Below are 14,077 nucleotides of genomic sequence, written 5' to 3'. Positions count from 1 at the left end.
GGAATGAATGAAGAAAGAGGTGCTCATTGGTGATTTTGGTAAGCTCTTGTCTAGCTGGCATGAAGGTGAGATATAATGGTACGGATTGTTTGGATGAGAAAATTCAGATGCTTTTGAATGAGAATCAAGCGATTGCTGTGTGTCCAGAATTGCTGGGAGGATTCTCAACGCCTAGAGAACCAGCCGAAATCATTGGTGGGAATGGCGAGGATGTGCTGGCAGGGACGGCTAAAGTAGTGGATCGATCAGGTACAGATGTTACAGATATGTATTTAGAGGGTGCTTATATTACGCTTGCAAAAGCCCAAGAGGTATCAGCTACGATGGTAGTGCTTAAAGAAAACAGTCCTTCTTGCGGCAGCAGTATGATTTATAATGGGGAATTCAAAGGGAAGAAAATAGCCGGAAACGGCGTTACTACAGCTTTACTTAGAAAAAATGGCATTGAGGTAACCTCTGAAGAGAACTGGCTACTATAATCCTAGCTTTCATAGGGAAATGATTACAATATTGTGTTCTTTCGCTTGTGGAAAACTCACTTCTCGCGCGGTATAATTTAATAGTTCCAAGTATAAACGCCTTCGGCGTCCTTTTTAGGACGGTTAGCGTTTAAGCGAGAAATATAAGGATAATGTATAATGTATAATGTATAATTTATACCTTCTTATATTTTTAGAAGAACTAGTTTCCTATACTCTAGAAGCGGAGAAATGAATATGAAATCCATCTATTTGGACCACGCCGCATCAACCCCGGTTCATCCCGAGGTGGCTAAGGTCATGCTGAATATAATGACAGAACAATACGGAAATGCATCGAGTGTACATCAGTTCGGGCGTTCAGCTAAAAGAATATTGAACGGGGCGCGCGATAATATCGCCGCCTTTTTGGGCTGTTCACCTGACGAGTGGGTGTTCACTGGAGGCGGCACCGAGAGTGACAATTTAGCACTCTATGGAGCAGCAGCTGCAGTTTCCCATAAAGGAAAACATATTATCACCACCCAGATCGAGCATCATGCAGTGTTACATACCTGCGAAGAGCTAGAGAAGGAAGGCTTCAAAGTTACCTATCTCCCTGTGGATTCGACGGGTAGGGTATCTGTTACAGACGTAGAGGCTGCATTGCAGGAAGACACGGTGTTGATCAGCGTAATGTATGCCAATAATGAAGTCGGCACCGTTCAGCCTATCCAGGAGATTGGTCAGCTTGCTAGAGAACGGGGAATTCTGTTCCATGTAGATGCTGTACAAGCTCTAGGTGCACTCCCTATTACACTCCGAGAGCTTCCAGTAGATTACATGAGCTTTACTGCTCATAAGATCAATGGGCCTCAAGGGATCGGTGGTTTATACGTTCGAAGCGGAGCGCCACTGCATCCAAGACTTCATGGCGGCCTTCAGGAGCGCGGCAGACGTGCCGGAACAGAGAATCTAGCCGGAGCAGCTGGGTTTGCCAAAGCCGTTGAAATAGCGGTTAAGGGGCTGTCAGAACGTCAACAGAATATGAAGCTCCTACGCAGTAGATTACTCGAGGAGCTGGATACTCTGATTGGACGGGAGCGTTACTCGCTTAACGGTAATACCGAGGAGTTTTTGCCTAGTATTCTGAATTTGAGCTTCCCAGGGGCTGGGACAGATGTTATGCTGATGAACCTGGATATGGAGGGGATTGCGGCAGCAAGTGGTTCGGCTTGCACCTCAGGATCCCTGGAAATATCTCATGTTCTGAAAGCAATGGGACTTCCCCAAAATATTTTAGAGTCTGCGATTCGATTTAGTATCGGTTTGGGTAATACTACTGAAGAAATCGAGTACGTTGCTCGAAAAGTTGAAACCATTTTGAATCGCCTACGTAAATGAGACTAGTTACTCTAGGTTTCGATCTGTATCGAGGCGATTCGGGCTTTTGGCTTTCTGAGAACTCGTAAGTACACTCAAAGTGAGGGGACCGAGGCAGCCATGAGACTACAAGATCTGATCGGCTTGGCTGTATTTGAAGTTGAAGAGGGGAATGAAATCGGCAAGATTGTCGATATTCTACTCGATTCAAACTGGAATATTACGGGTATTGAACTGGAAAGCAAATCTTTTTTTGGTGGCCATGTGAAATTTGTGGCATGGAAAGATATTGTGGCCTACGGCGAGGATGCTGTCATGATTCGTAGTAAAGAGTCGATTGATAAGACAGATGCTGATCATATACCTTGTACTTTTCTACTAGGAAAGAACAAACTTAAGGATTTGAAAGTACTGACTACAACTGGAACTATACTTGGACGAATATCGGATGTTTATTTTGACCAAAAGTTGGGAAACACAATAGGAGCGCTGGAAATCAGTGACGGGCTTGTGACTGATTTGATCGAAGGCCGCAAATGGCTGCCTTGTTCTGATGAGATGTCCATTGGTGAGAATGCTCTAATGGTTCCTGCAATGAGCGAAGAACGGCTACAAAAAGCCATTAATATTGTTAACGGATAGGTGGAATGTATTATATGAAGTGTCCAAACTGTAACTCCAAAGATATCGGAAAGATTGGTTCCCACCAGTTCTATTGCTGGGGCTGTTTCATTGAATTGACGGTAAACGGCGAGAAAATGTCGGTGTATCAAGTTGAAGAAGATGGCACACTCAGCTCGCTGGACGATCTCTTCTCCGGGGATGATATGACTCAGGATTTCCCGCAAATTCATGCGTCGTCTTAACTATGAATCTTGCTTTGTAAGCAAGAATGATCTATGTACTTAAAGCGTCAATCTCCTTTCAGTTGAAATCAGCTGCAGGGTTATTGGCGCTTTTTTTGGGTTCCCCGCAAAGCATCGAAGCACAGGCCTCACTTTGTGGGGTTATTTTGTGTGCTTGATGGTTATTTTGCTGCGGCCATACATATACTTATTTACGAAGCTAGTCCAGGCTACAGTCGCAGGAGGGTACACTCATGGAGCAATGGTCCCAAAGTAAGTGGTTCCGCTGGATGATCGGAGTGCTGCTCTCCCTGATCATTTTGTATTTTGTTTGGTTGCTTCGTCCGATGCTGCAGGGGATATTTGTATTTTTGAAGGCAATCCTCGCTCCATTTCTGGCAGCTATGATTATTTCCTACGTGCTGAATCCCGTCGTTAGTATGCTGGCTGGACGGAAGATGCCGCGTAGTGTAGCTGTTCTACTTATATATGCAGTATTCCTAACGGCGATTGCAGTGATCGCAATTAACCTTATCCCGATGTTTATCGAGCAGCTTGAAGAGTTGAATGAACATTTGCCAGAGATGACGCTGCAAGCCCAGGGGCTGATGCGACATATGAATTCTAGACTAATCCCGCCCGGGGTCGAGATGGGGATGAACAACTGGTTTTTCCAATTGGAAAGTCGTCTCGCCGAAGGGATTTCTAATTTTCTCGATAATATTGGGACAACGATTAATGTGCTATTCAATGCTTTCATCGTACCGTTTCTAGTGTTCTATATTCTGAAGGATTTTGATGTGTTTGAGCGGACGGTGGTGTCTTGTCTGCCCCGCGCACGCCGTAAGTCTATTGTAACTTTGTTAAAAGATATCGATGATGCACTCGGCAACTACATTCGTGGACAGTTTCTGGTCTGCATTATTATAGGTGTGCTTGCTTATATCGGTTATGCCATCATCGGAATGCCGTATGCTTTACTGTTTGCGAGTGTTGTGGCAGTGTTCAATATTGTTCCGTATATGGGTCCCTTTTTGGGGGCTGCACCAGCCATTGTAATGGCTTCGACTGTTTCTTTTCGTTTAGTGCTGTTGGTTGCAGTGGTTAACACAGTGTGCCAAATCGTGGAAAGTAACATTATTTCACCACAGGTGGTGGGAAAGAAACTGCATTTGCATCCGCTGCTCATTATTTTTGCGCTTCTGGTTGGCGGAGAATTGGCGGGAATGATCGGACTTATCCTTGCTGTACCGTTCTTCGCGGCTGCAAAAGTCGTTATTCAACACTTTATGACGTATTTAATCAAACGAAAGCCCGTGTAAATAGGGTAAAACATTGACTATAGTCAACAGTTTTGTATATAATGTTGGGGAATATTACTGATGAACAGTCGGTATATATAGTTGATCGATGATGAGGAGTATTAATTCTATACCGTTATTGCAGAGAGCCGGCACTAAGGTGCGAGCCGGTTAACGGAACGGAGTGAACTCACCTCGGAGTAACGGCGCAAGTTTCAGGATATCCACTAGACATAATGGATGCCCTAGGTGAACCGCCGTCGCCTCACCCCCGCTAAAGGGTGCAAAGTGAGTGGCAGAATAAAGTATATTCAGCCGCTAACTAGGGTGGTACCACGGGAATTATAACCTCTCGTCCCTAGCGATAATACGCTAGGGATGGGAGGTTTTTTTGTAAATATAAGAGGGTATAGGTTTCACGAAATACTTCATGTCTTATATTTCTCGCATAAACGCTTACCGTCCTTATAAGGATGCCGATGGCAGTTTATGCTTGGTTAAGAAATCTAAGTAGTAACACTCCAAGGAGGAGCAGACAATGAGCGACAATCAAACAAACAGTATACCTGCCGGCGGTTACCGGGCGCAGGCTATTGAGCCCAAGTGGCAAAAGTTCTGGGATGAGAACAAAAGTTTTAAGACAGGTGAAGATCCAACCAAACCGAATTTCTATGCACTGGATATGTTCCCGTACCCTTCAGGTGCAGGACTACACGTAGGTCATCCAGAAGGCTACACAGCAACGGATATCGTATCCCGTTACAAACGGATGCGTGGTTTTAACGTGCTGCACCCAATGGGCTGGGATGCTTTTGGACTTCCTGCAGAGCAGTATGCAATGGATACAGGTCAGCATCCACGTGATTTTACAGATAAGAACATCGATAATTTCCGTCGTCAGATCAAATCGCTGGGTTTCTCCTACGACTGGGATCGCGAGATCAGCACTACAGATCCAGATTATTACAAATGGACGCAGTGGATTTTCATCCAGCTGTACAACAAAGGCTTGGCTTATGTAGCAGAAGTACCTGTTAACTGGTGCGAGGCACTGGGTACAGTACTTGCCAACGAAGAAGTTATTGATGGTAAAAGTGAGCGCGGAGGACATCCGGTTGTCCGCAAACCGATGCGTCAGTGGATTCTGAGAATTACTGAATATGCTGAGCGTCTGCTTGAAGATCTGGAAGAGCTGGATTGGTCTGAGAGCATCAAGGATATGCAGCGCAACTGGATCGGCAAATCTACAGGTGCAGAAGTGAACTTTGAAATTGAAGGTCACGATGCTAGCCTGACCGTGTTTACAACACGTCCAGATACATTGTTCGGAGCTAGCTACTGCGTATTAGCACCAGAGCATGAACTGGTTGATGCCATTACAACAGAAGCACAACGTGCAGCGATTGCAGAATATCGTGTGAAAGCTTCTCATAAGAGCGATCTGGAACGTACAGATTTGGCTAAAGAGAAGAGCGGTGTGTTCACGGGTGCATATGCAATCAATCCTGTGAATGGCGCCAAGGCACCGATCTGGATTGCAGATTATGTGCTTGCCGGATATGGAACGGGTGCGATCATGGCGGTTCCAGGTCACGATACTCGCGACTGGGAATTTGCTAAACAATTCGGCCTGAATATCGTTGAAGTCGTACAAGGTGGCAACGTTGAAGAAGAGGCGTATTCCGGAGACGGACCGCATGTCAATTCTGATTTCTTGAATGGGCTTAAGAATGAAGAAGCGATTGCGAAGATGATTGCTTGGCTGGAAGAGAATGGCGTAGGTAAAGGTAAAGTAACCTATCGTCTGCGTGATTGGCTGTTCAGCCGTCAACGCTACTGGGGAGAGCCGATTCCAATTCTGCATCTGGAAGACGGTACAATGAAGACTGTTCCGGTTGATCAGCTGCCACTGGTACTGCCTGATGTAGATGCGATCAAACCATCGGGTACTGGGGAGTCTCCACTTGCCAATGTAACAGAGTGGGTGGAAACGATCGATCCTGAGACTGGTATGAAGGCTCGCCGTGAGACCAACACCATGCCGCAATGGGCGGGCAGCTGCTGGTACTACCTGCGTTATATTGATCCGAAAAACGATCAAGAGCTGTGCTCCCCTGAGAAGCAAAAAGCATGGCTTCCTGTGGATCTGTACATTGGCGGAGCGGAGCATGCTGTACTTCACTTGCTCTATGCACGTTTCTGGCACAAGGTGCTTTATGATATCGGCGTAGTGGAAACGAAAGAACCGTTCCATAAGCTGGTTAACCAAGGCATGATTCTTGGAAATAATAATGAAAAAATGAGTAAATCACGCGGAAATGTCATCAACCCAGATGAAATTGTTGAAGCTTTCGGTGCAGATACATTGCGTGTCTATGAAATGTTTATGGGCCCTCTGGAAGCAACCAAGCCTTGGAATGAAAAGGGTGTTGAAGGGGTTCACCGGTTCTTGTCCCGTGTATGGCGCCTGTTCGTGAATGAGGAAGGTAAGCTCAATGCCAAAATCACAGCAGATGGCGGTACGGAAGAGTTCAAACGTACTTGGCACAAAACGATTAAGAAAGTCACTGAGGATTTCGAACATCTGCGTTTCAATACGGCGATTAGCCAGTTGATGATTTTCATTAACGATGCCTACAAGCAAGAAACCTTGTCCCATGAAGCTGCCGAACACTTTGTGCAAATGTTGTCACCACTGGCGCCGCATATTGCTGAAGAGCTGTGGCAACTGCTTGGTCATGAAGGAAGCATCAGCTACGTGGCTTGGCCAGCTTATGATGAAGCATGGACAGTCGATGCTGAGGTTGAAATCGTTATTCAAGTTAATGGTAAAATCGTACAACGCGCCCTGATTCCGCTGGATATGGGTCAGGAAGAAATGCAAGCTCATGCGCTGTCACTTCCTAATGTGAGTGCAGCTGTAGAAGGTAAAACCGTACGCAAGATTATTGCGGTTCCTGGCAAGCTTGTAAATATTGTAGTGGGTTAAGCGAAGAACGCAATTCTGCCCGCAGCATCGGAGAAATCCGTGCTGCGGGCTTTGTTGTTCTAACGTTCTTTAGGACCCTGATTAATAGTGTCGTGTCCGAATAGCTCATCAAGCTTAATAACATCCTCATCATATTTATCATGCGTTGTCGTGATGAGGCGTTCAAATACACCATCTAGACTGGTACGTAAGTGGCTTAACGCTTCTGCAGTAATGCCACCGCGAACAGCGACCCGTTCTTGAAGCTCTTGCGGGGTAAACTCCCCTTCTGTCAGTAATTTGCCTGTTCCAAGCAGCATTTCACCAGCGAGTCGGCTGATTAATGTCTCTTCAATTCCAGTGGCCTCAACGGCTGCTTCTATCCAGCGCTCAATGAAATAGCTTAAGAACGCAGGTCCACAGCTGGAGAAATCAGAAGCGATTCGGGTATGTGCTTCTTGGATTTCTAAGGGAACACCTATGAAAGACAATAGCTGTAGCAGTACAAGCCTGTCTTCTTTATTAAGCCTGCTGCCAAATATGCACAGTGAAGTCCCACTCTTGACGCAGTGCGTAATGCTTGGGATGATCTTGGCAATTTTGGACGGCAAAGCGGATTCCAGATGATGCAATTGAACTGGACTTGTAATGGATACGACAATTTGCTCACTCCGGAGACATGAGCCGATCTCATCTGTTAATGTTTTAAATTCAAGTGGCTTTACGCATAAAAAAACGATATCACTTCCTAACGCTGTCTCCCTATTGCTTCCGCAAATGGAAATGCCGGGGTGACGCTTCTCAAGCTCCAGCAGCTTATTCAGGCTGCGGTTGCTGGCAAGCACATCACACGGTTCTAGCGCTCCGGAAGAAAGAAAGGCGTCGATCAGCAGGCTGCCCATGCTGCCTGTTCCGATAAATCCTACTTTCACCTGTGGTTCCTCCTTTCTAGCATTGCTTTTTACTAACTGACATGAATTCTCTTCGTTATATGTATGCAGGATAGCCTTGGACAAATGACAGGTTTTGTATGAATTATTAAAGGGAATTCCAATTAAAGGAATGTATGAAGATTCACAAAAAAGTATAGGACGAATTTTCGTGAGGGGGAGCGCATTTTGAATAAAGGGAATATAGTGCTCGGAGTGGTTGTAGCTCTACTGGGTGGTGGGTTGCTATGGTCTGCAGGGAGCAAGGGGGATTCCGGCATTGCCGGATGGGAAACCTTGAATGCAAGCATGGAACAGGCGATTGGAGTCGCTGAGCCAGGTGAAGCTTCGGCTACAGAGGGCAAAGTGGGAGGCCAGCAGACGAAGGTAGATAAGCAAAGTGCTGGGAAAGTTACAGTGGGAGCCGAAGCTACTGGGAAGACTGATGCTTCTGGGAAAAATGATAGTGCTGGAAAGGCTGAAGTTAGTGATAAGTCTGATCCTGCTCAGAAGGTGAAGGATACTGCACAAGTAGAACATACTGTCCCGACTCCAGTAGATGAAAAAGCGACAACAGTTACTGGAGAGAATGCTTTGGAGGCGCTTGAGGTTACCACGTCAGTCGCTTCACAGGAAGGTAAAATAAATGTGAACACTGCGGGTGCTAAGGAGCTGATGGATCTCCCGGGCATCGGAGAGAAGAAGGCCCAGACTATAATCGAGTATCGCAACCGTGAAGGGGCTTTTCGTAGTCTGTCAGATTTGGGGAAGGTGAAGGGGATCGGGCCCAAAATGCTGGAAAAGCTAAAGCCTTTAGTAATATTTTGAAGATAAAAGGGTATTGAAGGTACTGTTGAATGTGCTACAACCGTTGTCCTAGTGAATACTTGCGGGGATGTGCTACAATAGTTAACAACTATTTAGAAGGATATGGAGATTAATTATGACTGCTGCTTATCGTAAAGACTGGGATACTTACTTCATGGACATTGCCTGCATGGTCTCAACTCGTTCACGCTGTAATCGCCGACATGTGGGTGCTGTGCTGGTACAAGGCAAGAAGTTGCTAGGAACAGCGTACAACGGGGCGCCAATGGGCGTACCTGATTGTTCAGAGGCAGGCTGTATGCTCTCGGAGCAATATGAAATGGAAATCGTGGATGGCGTAGAGACAATGGTGAAGAAACAGCGCTGTATTCGCACGATTCATGCGGAACAGAATCTTTTGCTATTTACAGACCGAATCGATCGGGAAGGCAGTACCGTCTATGTGACAGATGAGCCTTGCTGGACCTGCGCCAATATGCTGGCGAACAGTGGTATCGTGGAAATCGTGTATTACCGACCTTACCGTAAGGATATGGAAAAGGTTGAAGCGATGATGGCTGCCAAGGGTATCATATTTCGTCAATTGGAGAACTATGAGCCGCCAAGTGAAACGATGATCAAAGTGTCAGAGTAGCTGATCTGTACAACACTAATTTAATAAGATGACTTGAGGAAGAACCTCTCGTGCGCTTTTATGGCGTATGTAGAGGTTCTTTTTTTTGTATCCAGTATTGTGAAAGGGGGATGGGCGCGTGAAGGAAAGACCCTTGTTAAGCTTTACAGTATGTTGGGTGGCTGGAAGCGCAGCGGCTTGCTTAAGCTCAGGGAACGGACTGCTGTTAGCATGGGCTGGATTAATACTTTTACTGGTGAGTCTGAGGGTGTGGGGAACAGTAAGTTGGAAATACATAGCCGTGTTGTGTTTATCCATTTCTTTAGCGGCTGGATATTGGGAGTGGAACGAAGCTCGCAATATTAGCGGAATTCCTGAAGCGCTGGGTAGCACGATTGCAGAGCTGAATGGGAGTCCCGTGGAAGCTAGAGGCACGATCGTTTCCGTCGTGGAACGGGATGGGGATCGGGTTGATTTTATAATGAAGCTCTCACATATGAACCTGCTTGTAGACGGAGATGATTATTCATCTGATCCATTGGATGGACAGGATAGCAAGATGCAAGGGGAGTTAATCGCAGTTCAGATCAAACTTCTGGCTGAGCAAGAAATTGCTGTCGCTGCGGAGTGGCGAAGAGGGGATGAGGTGCTGCTTAATGGCGTGCTGGAAGAGCCGGCAGTAGCGCGTAATTTTGGAGGCTTCGATTATCGTACCTATTTACATACGAAGAAGATTCATTGGCTATTAAAGGGGCAGGGAGCGGAAAATATAAGGGTAACCGTGCCAGATTCATGGAGTCCGTTAACGATTCTTCGCTTAAATGACAGCGCGCGAACGGCCCTTGGTGCTGAGTTGGACCATCTTTTTCAAGGACGCCACTCTGGGTACATGAAGGGCTTAATCATTGGGATGCAGGATGATCTCGATCCGGATACCTTTAAGCAGTTCTCCCAGCTCGGTTTGACGCATATTCTCGCTATTTCAGGTATGCATGTAGCGGTGTATGTAGGCGTTCTTTTATTTCTGTTCAGACGCTTTCGCCTGACAAAAGAGACCGCACTAACGCTCACTTTCTTACTCGTTCCGGTATACGTCCTCTTGTCTGGTGCGGGTCCGTCCATTGTGCGTGCGGGGCTGATGAGTATGATTGCCTTGCTCGCTGCAAGAGTTGGAATGTTGAAGGATGGACTTAATATTTTGGCGGCATCGGCACTGGTTATGTTGATCTGGAATCCTTATATGCTGCTCAGTGTCAGCTTCCAGTTGTCTTTTCTGGTGACCCTGGGTTTGATGGTCTACGTTCCGCTTATGAATCCTCTTTTGAGCATACTGCCACGCTGGCTTAAAGGTGCGGTCTCTGTGACGTTAGTGGCCCAATTAGTTTCTTTCCCGCTCACGATTTATTATTTTAATCAGTTTTCGCTACTGTCCTTTGTCGCCAATTTGGTCTTTGTACCTTTTATTACCTTTGTAGTATTGCCGCTAGGGACGTTTGCGCTACTGCTTGGACGACTGTGGGAAGATGCTGCAAACGTACTGGCGCATGTTACGGAGCTGCTGAATAACTTTACTTTCTACGCAGTGGAATGGATCAACAAATTTACCGGTGGAGTACTGATTTGGGGCTCGCCTTCACTGCTGTGGATCGGTGTGTACTATGTTTTGTTGTATGGTCTGCTGTATGTTGCCAAGCTAGGAAAGGAAGCTCGTTCTGCACCTCAATATATGGAGGATGAGACGAGACCTTTAGCGGAGGCTGGTTTATCTGTGAACAGTCACGGTGGGTTTGGGAGAGTGGGGAATGCACAGCTTGCTGTTGGTGCTTCTAAGGTTGGACGCTGGAGCGGAGCGATTGTTCTACTATTGGCGGTTGGACTGGGGATGTTGCTGTATAGGGGTTATCAGTCGGATGGTCAAGCTGGTAGAGGTACAATTAGTTATCTGGATATTGGACAAGGCGACAGCATCCTCATCACTACACCGAGCGGAGCACATATTCTAGTGGACGGTGGTGGAACCTTAAACTTTGGTCAAAAAGAAGAGTGGCGCGTTCGCCGAAGTCCGTTCGAGGTTGGCGCTAAAGTGCTGGTGCCTCTGCTGAAAAAACGTGGTATCCACCGTTTAGATGCGATTATTTTGACACATGGAGATCAGGATCATGCCGGAGGACTCCAAGCCGTGTTGGAAGAGATTCCGGTTTCGGCGTTGCTTTTTAATGGAACGTTAGTTGATCGCGAGTTTTATTTGGGGATGATGAGGACTGCACTAGAGAGGGATGTTCAGTTGTATGCTGTGCATCAAGGAATGACCCTTTCCCCGGATGATCAGACGGAGCTGTCCTTTTTATGGCCGGAGGGAAGGGGTGGAGAAGCGTCGGGTACTCCTTATCAGAATGGCATTCCTCTACTGGAAGACCAGAACCATGATTCGGTAGCTTTTCGCTTAGAGATGAATGGTAGAAACTTTCTATTCACCGGAGATATGGATCTGGAAGCCGAGGAGGAGATTGTAGAGCAGGCCAAGCAAAAGGGGATCAGCGCTGGACCTTTCATTGATGTGCTGAAGGTGGCTCATCATGGGAGCAAGACATCCTCTGGCGAAGCTTGGCTTGACTTCTGGCAGCCTGCAGCAGCGGTGATTTCTGCGGGTGTCAATAATCTGTATGGTCACCCGAAAGCTGAGGTGTTGGAGCGATTGCGAGATAACCAAGCATCTATATTCCGGACGGATCAGCAGGGGGAGGTACAGATGCGGGTGCGGGCGGAGGGGGTTGAAGTGCGATATAAGTTGGTGGAGGCATTGCATTTTGTGCAATAGAACGCAATCCAAGATAGCTGGATCTTCATTTTGTTGCACTTTGTACACTCAAAATGAGGGGAAACGCCTATATCTCTAGATATATTCAGCTCTCCCCAATCCGACATGCGAGCACCACTGATGACGTTTAAGCGTTCATCGGTGGTGCTTTTTAAAAGACAGATATAGAGATTATGCTGTTATGTAATATATGACCTAATTATTTATTTTAAAGGGAACTTTTTCAAGTTTGGAAAGTCTTATTAGGCAAGGGGTGAGACGAAACATGCTAAGCGAAGATATGCCATATGCAGAAGCGTATGCGTCCGAAATGACCTTGCGGGAAATGATGGAGGAGTATGGATCGGATGTGTGGAATTATGCTTTTTTCTTAACTAGAAGCCGTGAGCAAGCGAATGATATTAGCCAAGAAGTGTTTTTGAAGGCATATAAAAATGTGGGGAAGTACCGGGGACAATCGTCGATGAAAACTTGGCTACTCACGATTACTAGAAATACAGCCTTTAGTTGGAGTAAAAATAGCTTTTGGCGCAGATTCATACCATTTGGAGATCAACCTGTTACTGTAAATGCTCCGTCTGCGGAAAGAGAAGCGCTCGGAAATCAGTATGCGAACCGAATCTGGGAAATGATTATGAACCTACCAGATAAGAACAGAGAGGTGCTTGTACTGGATATTCAGCATGGACTATCGATTGCCGAAATGTCTGATTTGCTGAATATAGCTCAGGGGACTGTGAAATCTCGACTCGCGCGAGCGAGGGAGAAGGTTAAGCAAGCCATCCAGAAGGAGGAGAGAGAATGAGAGGCAAAGCTGATGACAGTAACCCGGTGATGATCGGACAGAATGATTGGTATGCGCAAGCAGGCAAAAAACCTTTTATTGAAGATGGCTTTACACCTGAGCTGATGATTCAGATCGAACAGGCTGCTACGCTTAAAAATAAAAATCACAGACGTTATCGAATAAACAAAAGTTTGCTACTGATCAGTGTGGCTATGATTTTGTTGATAGGTGCACTTAACTTGCCTATAGGCGCATGGAAGAGTCAGGGTCCAGTCCAATCTTCATCGGTGCAGTCACAAGCCGCAGCGATACTACCTTCTTCTACTCCTGTTACTAATGACAAAGCGTCAGAGCCTCCGACAAGTCCAGCAGAGTTTGAGATTAGTGGTAAGAAATATTACATGCCTTTACCAATGAGCAGAGATAAGAGCAAAGCATATGCCGTTGAGACAACAGCGGGAATCCTCTGGTCGCCGCCGCCCCCGATGGTTGACTACAAGAAGCCAAAGTACACACATCCTACAGAGCCGTTCACCCTTTACTTGAGCTCGAAGGACCAGACGGAGCTATCGGCTTCTTCGGCTACTAGGATATATACTTTTCCTCTTTATGCGGGAGGGGCAAGTACTTATCAATATTTGAGTGGGGTTTTTGGGGCGGGAGATTATGTCCTGTTAACTTCTTACAAAAAGACTCTTGGTGTAGGTATGTATGAGGATGGTGAATTTTCAATGCTTAATGTTAAAAAAGCAGCGGCAGGGGAAACTGTGGCACCGATCACGCTTAAATCCTTTGATGATACACTATTAGATTACAAGTCAATCATTGCTGTTGATAAGGAGCATGAGCAGCTCGTACTTAGTTACTTAGAATATGCAGGGGATAAAAAATACAAAGAGAAAACCGTACTTTATGATATGGAGACCATGAGCATTCCAACATCTGCTATAGCAATTGGGTTTAAAGAGATTAAGGGAGAAACACTAATCATGGATTATAAAGTGGGCGGGGAACAACGTAAAGCGGATATTCTTATGAAAGCTGGATTGGGGTGGCTGGATGAGAATTGGGCTTTTTTATCGGAAGAGCAACAAAATAAGCTTTATATGGATTTTATGAACAATACTCCTTAGTAGATAATTCACCC

General features: G+C 46.1%; 12 protein-coding genes. 11 read left to right on the top strand and 1 reads right to left on the bottom strand.

The window, feature by feature from the left end:
• The first annotated feature begins 29 nt into the window (after positions 1-29).
• From H70737_RS23080 to leuS, 6 genes are all read left to right on the top strand, one after another.
• Complete coding sequence (locus H70737_RS23080) at positions 30-479, top strand: 2-thiouracil desulfurase family protein (RefSeq protein ID WP_042194386.1); 450 nt, start codon at positions 30-32, stop codon at positions 477-479.
• A gap of 237 nt (positions 480-716) precedes the next feature.
• Complete coding sequence (locus tag H70737_RS23075) at positions 717-1,862, top strand: cysteine desulfurase family protein (protein ID WP_042191052.1); 1,146 nt, start codon at positions 717-719, stop codon at positions 1,860-1,862.
• A gap of 99 nt (positions 1,863-1,961) precedes the next feature.
• Positions 1,962-2,483 (top strand): PRC-barrel domain-containing protein, encoded by a 522-nt coding sequence (locus H70737_RS23070; protein ID WP_042191050.1) that lies wholly within the window; start codon positions 1,962-1,964, stop codon positions 2,481-2,483.
• Between the two features lie 14 nt (positions 2,484-2,497).
• A complete protein-coding gene (locus H70737_RS23065) occupies positions 2,498-2,707 on the top strand; it encodes a hypothetical protein (RefSeq protein WP_036677557.1) in 210 nt (69 codons plus the stop codon).
• 233 nt (positions 2,708-2,940) lie between these two features.
• Positions 2,941-4,008, top strand: coding sequence for an AI-2E family transporter (locus H70737_RS23060; RefSeq protein WP_042191048.1), 1,068 nt, complete (start codon positions 2,941-2,943; stop codon positions 4,006-4,008).
• A gap of 517 nt (positions 4,009-4,525) precedes the next feature.
• A complete protein-coding gene (gene leuS / locus H70737_RS23055; RefSeq protein WP_042191046.1) occupies positions 4,526-6,976 on the top strand; it encodes a leucine--tRNA ligase in 2,451 nt (816 codons plus the stop codon).
• A gap of 59 nt (positions 6,977-7,035) precedes the next feature.
• On the opposite strand, the gene comER is transcribed toward leuS, so the two are convergent.
• The gene (gene comER / locus H70737_RS23050; RefSeq protein WP_042191043.1) at positions 7,036-7,887 is read right to left on the bottom strand and encodes a late competence protein ComER; all 852 of its coding nucleotides are present in this window, start codon (positions 7,885-7,887) and stop codon (positions 7,036-7,038) included.
• A 186-nt stretch (positions 7,888-8,073) separates the two neighbouring features.
• Here comER and H70737_RS29945 point away from each other — a divergent pair, with 186 nt between their 5' ends.
• The 5 genes from H70737_RS29945 to H70737_RS23025 all read left to right on the top strand — a co-directional run bounded on the left by H70737_RS29945 (position 8,074) and on the right by H70737_RS23025 (position 14,063).
• Positions 8,074-8,712: a ComEA family DNA-binding protein gene (locus tag H70737_RS29945; RefSeq protein WP_052404392.1), complete on the top strand. Its 639-nt coding sequence runs from the start codon at positions 8,074-8,076 to the stop codon at positions 8,710-8,712.
• Positions 8,713-8,827: 115 nt separating this feature from the next.
• On the top strand, positions 8,828-9,346 hold the full coding sequence (locus H70737_RS23040) for a deoxycytidylate deaminase (protein ID WP_042191041.1): 519 nt from the start codon (positions 8,828-8,830) through the stop codon (positions 9,344-9,346).
• 118 nt (positions 9,347-9,464) lie between these two features.
• Positions 9,465-12,143, top strand: coding sequence for a ComEC/Rec2 family competence protein (locus H70737_RS23035; protein ID WP_052404391.1), 2,679 nt, complete (start codon positions 9,465-9,467; stop codon positions 12,141-12,143).
• A 265-nt stretch (positions 12,144-12,408) separates the two neighbouring features.
• Positions 12,409-12,948: an RNA polymerase sigma factor gene (locus tag H70737_RS23030; protein ID WP_042191039.1), complete on the top strand. Its 540-nt coding sequence runs from the start codon at positions 12,409-12,411 to the stop codon at positions 12,946-12,948.
• The gene (locus H70737_RS23025; RefSeq protein ID WP_042191037.1) at positions 12,945-14,063 is read left to right on the top strand and encodes a hypothetical protein; all 1,119 of its coding nucleotides are present in this window, start codon (positions 12,945-12,947) and stop codon (positions 14,061-14,063) included. Before H70737_RS23030 ends, H70737_RS23025 begins: the two co-directional genes overlap by 4 nt.
• Positions 14,064-14,077 lie beyond the last annotated feature (14 nt).

This window comes from Paenibacillus sp. FSL H7-0737 (genome assembly GCF_000758545.1).
GTDB lineage: Bacteria > Bacillota > Bacilli > Paenibacillales > Paenibacillaceae > Paenibacillus_AQ.
The sequence above is the reverse complement of the archived record's forward strand: the minus strand, read 5'-3'. Positions and strand labels throughout refer to the sequence as shown.

Bases quoted from the DNA above. Each gene is read 5' to 3' on its own strand.
- H70737_RS23030 (WP_042191039.1), top strand. From the start codon at position 12,409: ATGCTAAGCGAAGATATGCCATATGCAGAAGCGTATGCGTCCGAAATG.
- H70737_RS23040 (WP_042191041.1), top strand. From the start codon at position 8,828: ATGACTGCTGCTTATCGTAAAGACTGGGATACTTACTTCATGGACATT.
- H70737_RS23060 (WP_042191048.1), top strand. From the start codon at position 2,941: ATGGAGCAATGGTCCCAAAGTAAGTGGTTCCGCTGGATGATCGGAGTG.
- leuS (WP_042191046.1), top strand. From the start codon at position 4,526: ATGAGCGACAATCAAACAAACAGTATACCTGCCGGCGGTTACCGGGCG.
- H70737_RS23070 (WP_042191050.1), top strand. From the start codon at position 1,962: ATGAGACTACAAGATCTGATCGGCTTGGCTGTATTTGAAGTTGAAGAG.
- H70737_RS23075 (WP_042191052.1), top strand. From the start codon at position 717: ATGAAATCCATCTATTTGGACCACGCCGCATCAACCCCGGTTCATCCC.
- H70737_RS23065 (WP_036677557.1), top strand. From the start codon at position 2,498: ATGAAGTGTCCAAACTGTAACTCCAAAGATATCGGAAAGATTGGTTCC.
- H70737_RS23025 (WP_042191037.1), top strand. From the start codon at position 12,945: ATGAGAGGCAAAGCTGATGACAGTAACCCGGTGATGATCGGACAGAAT.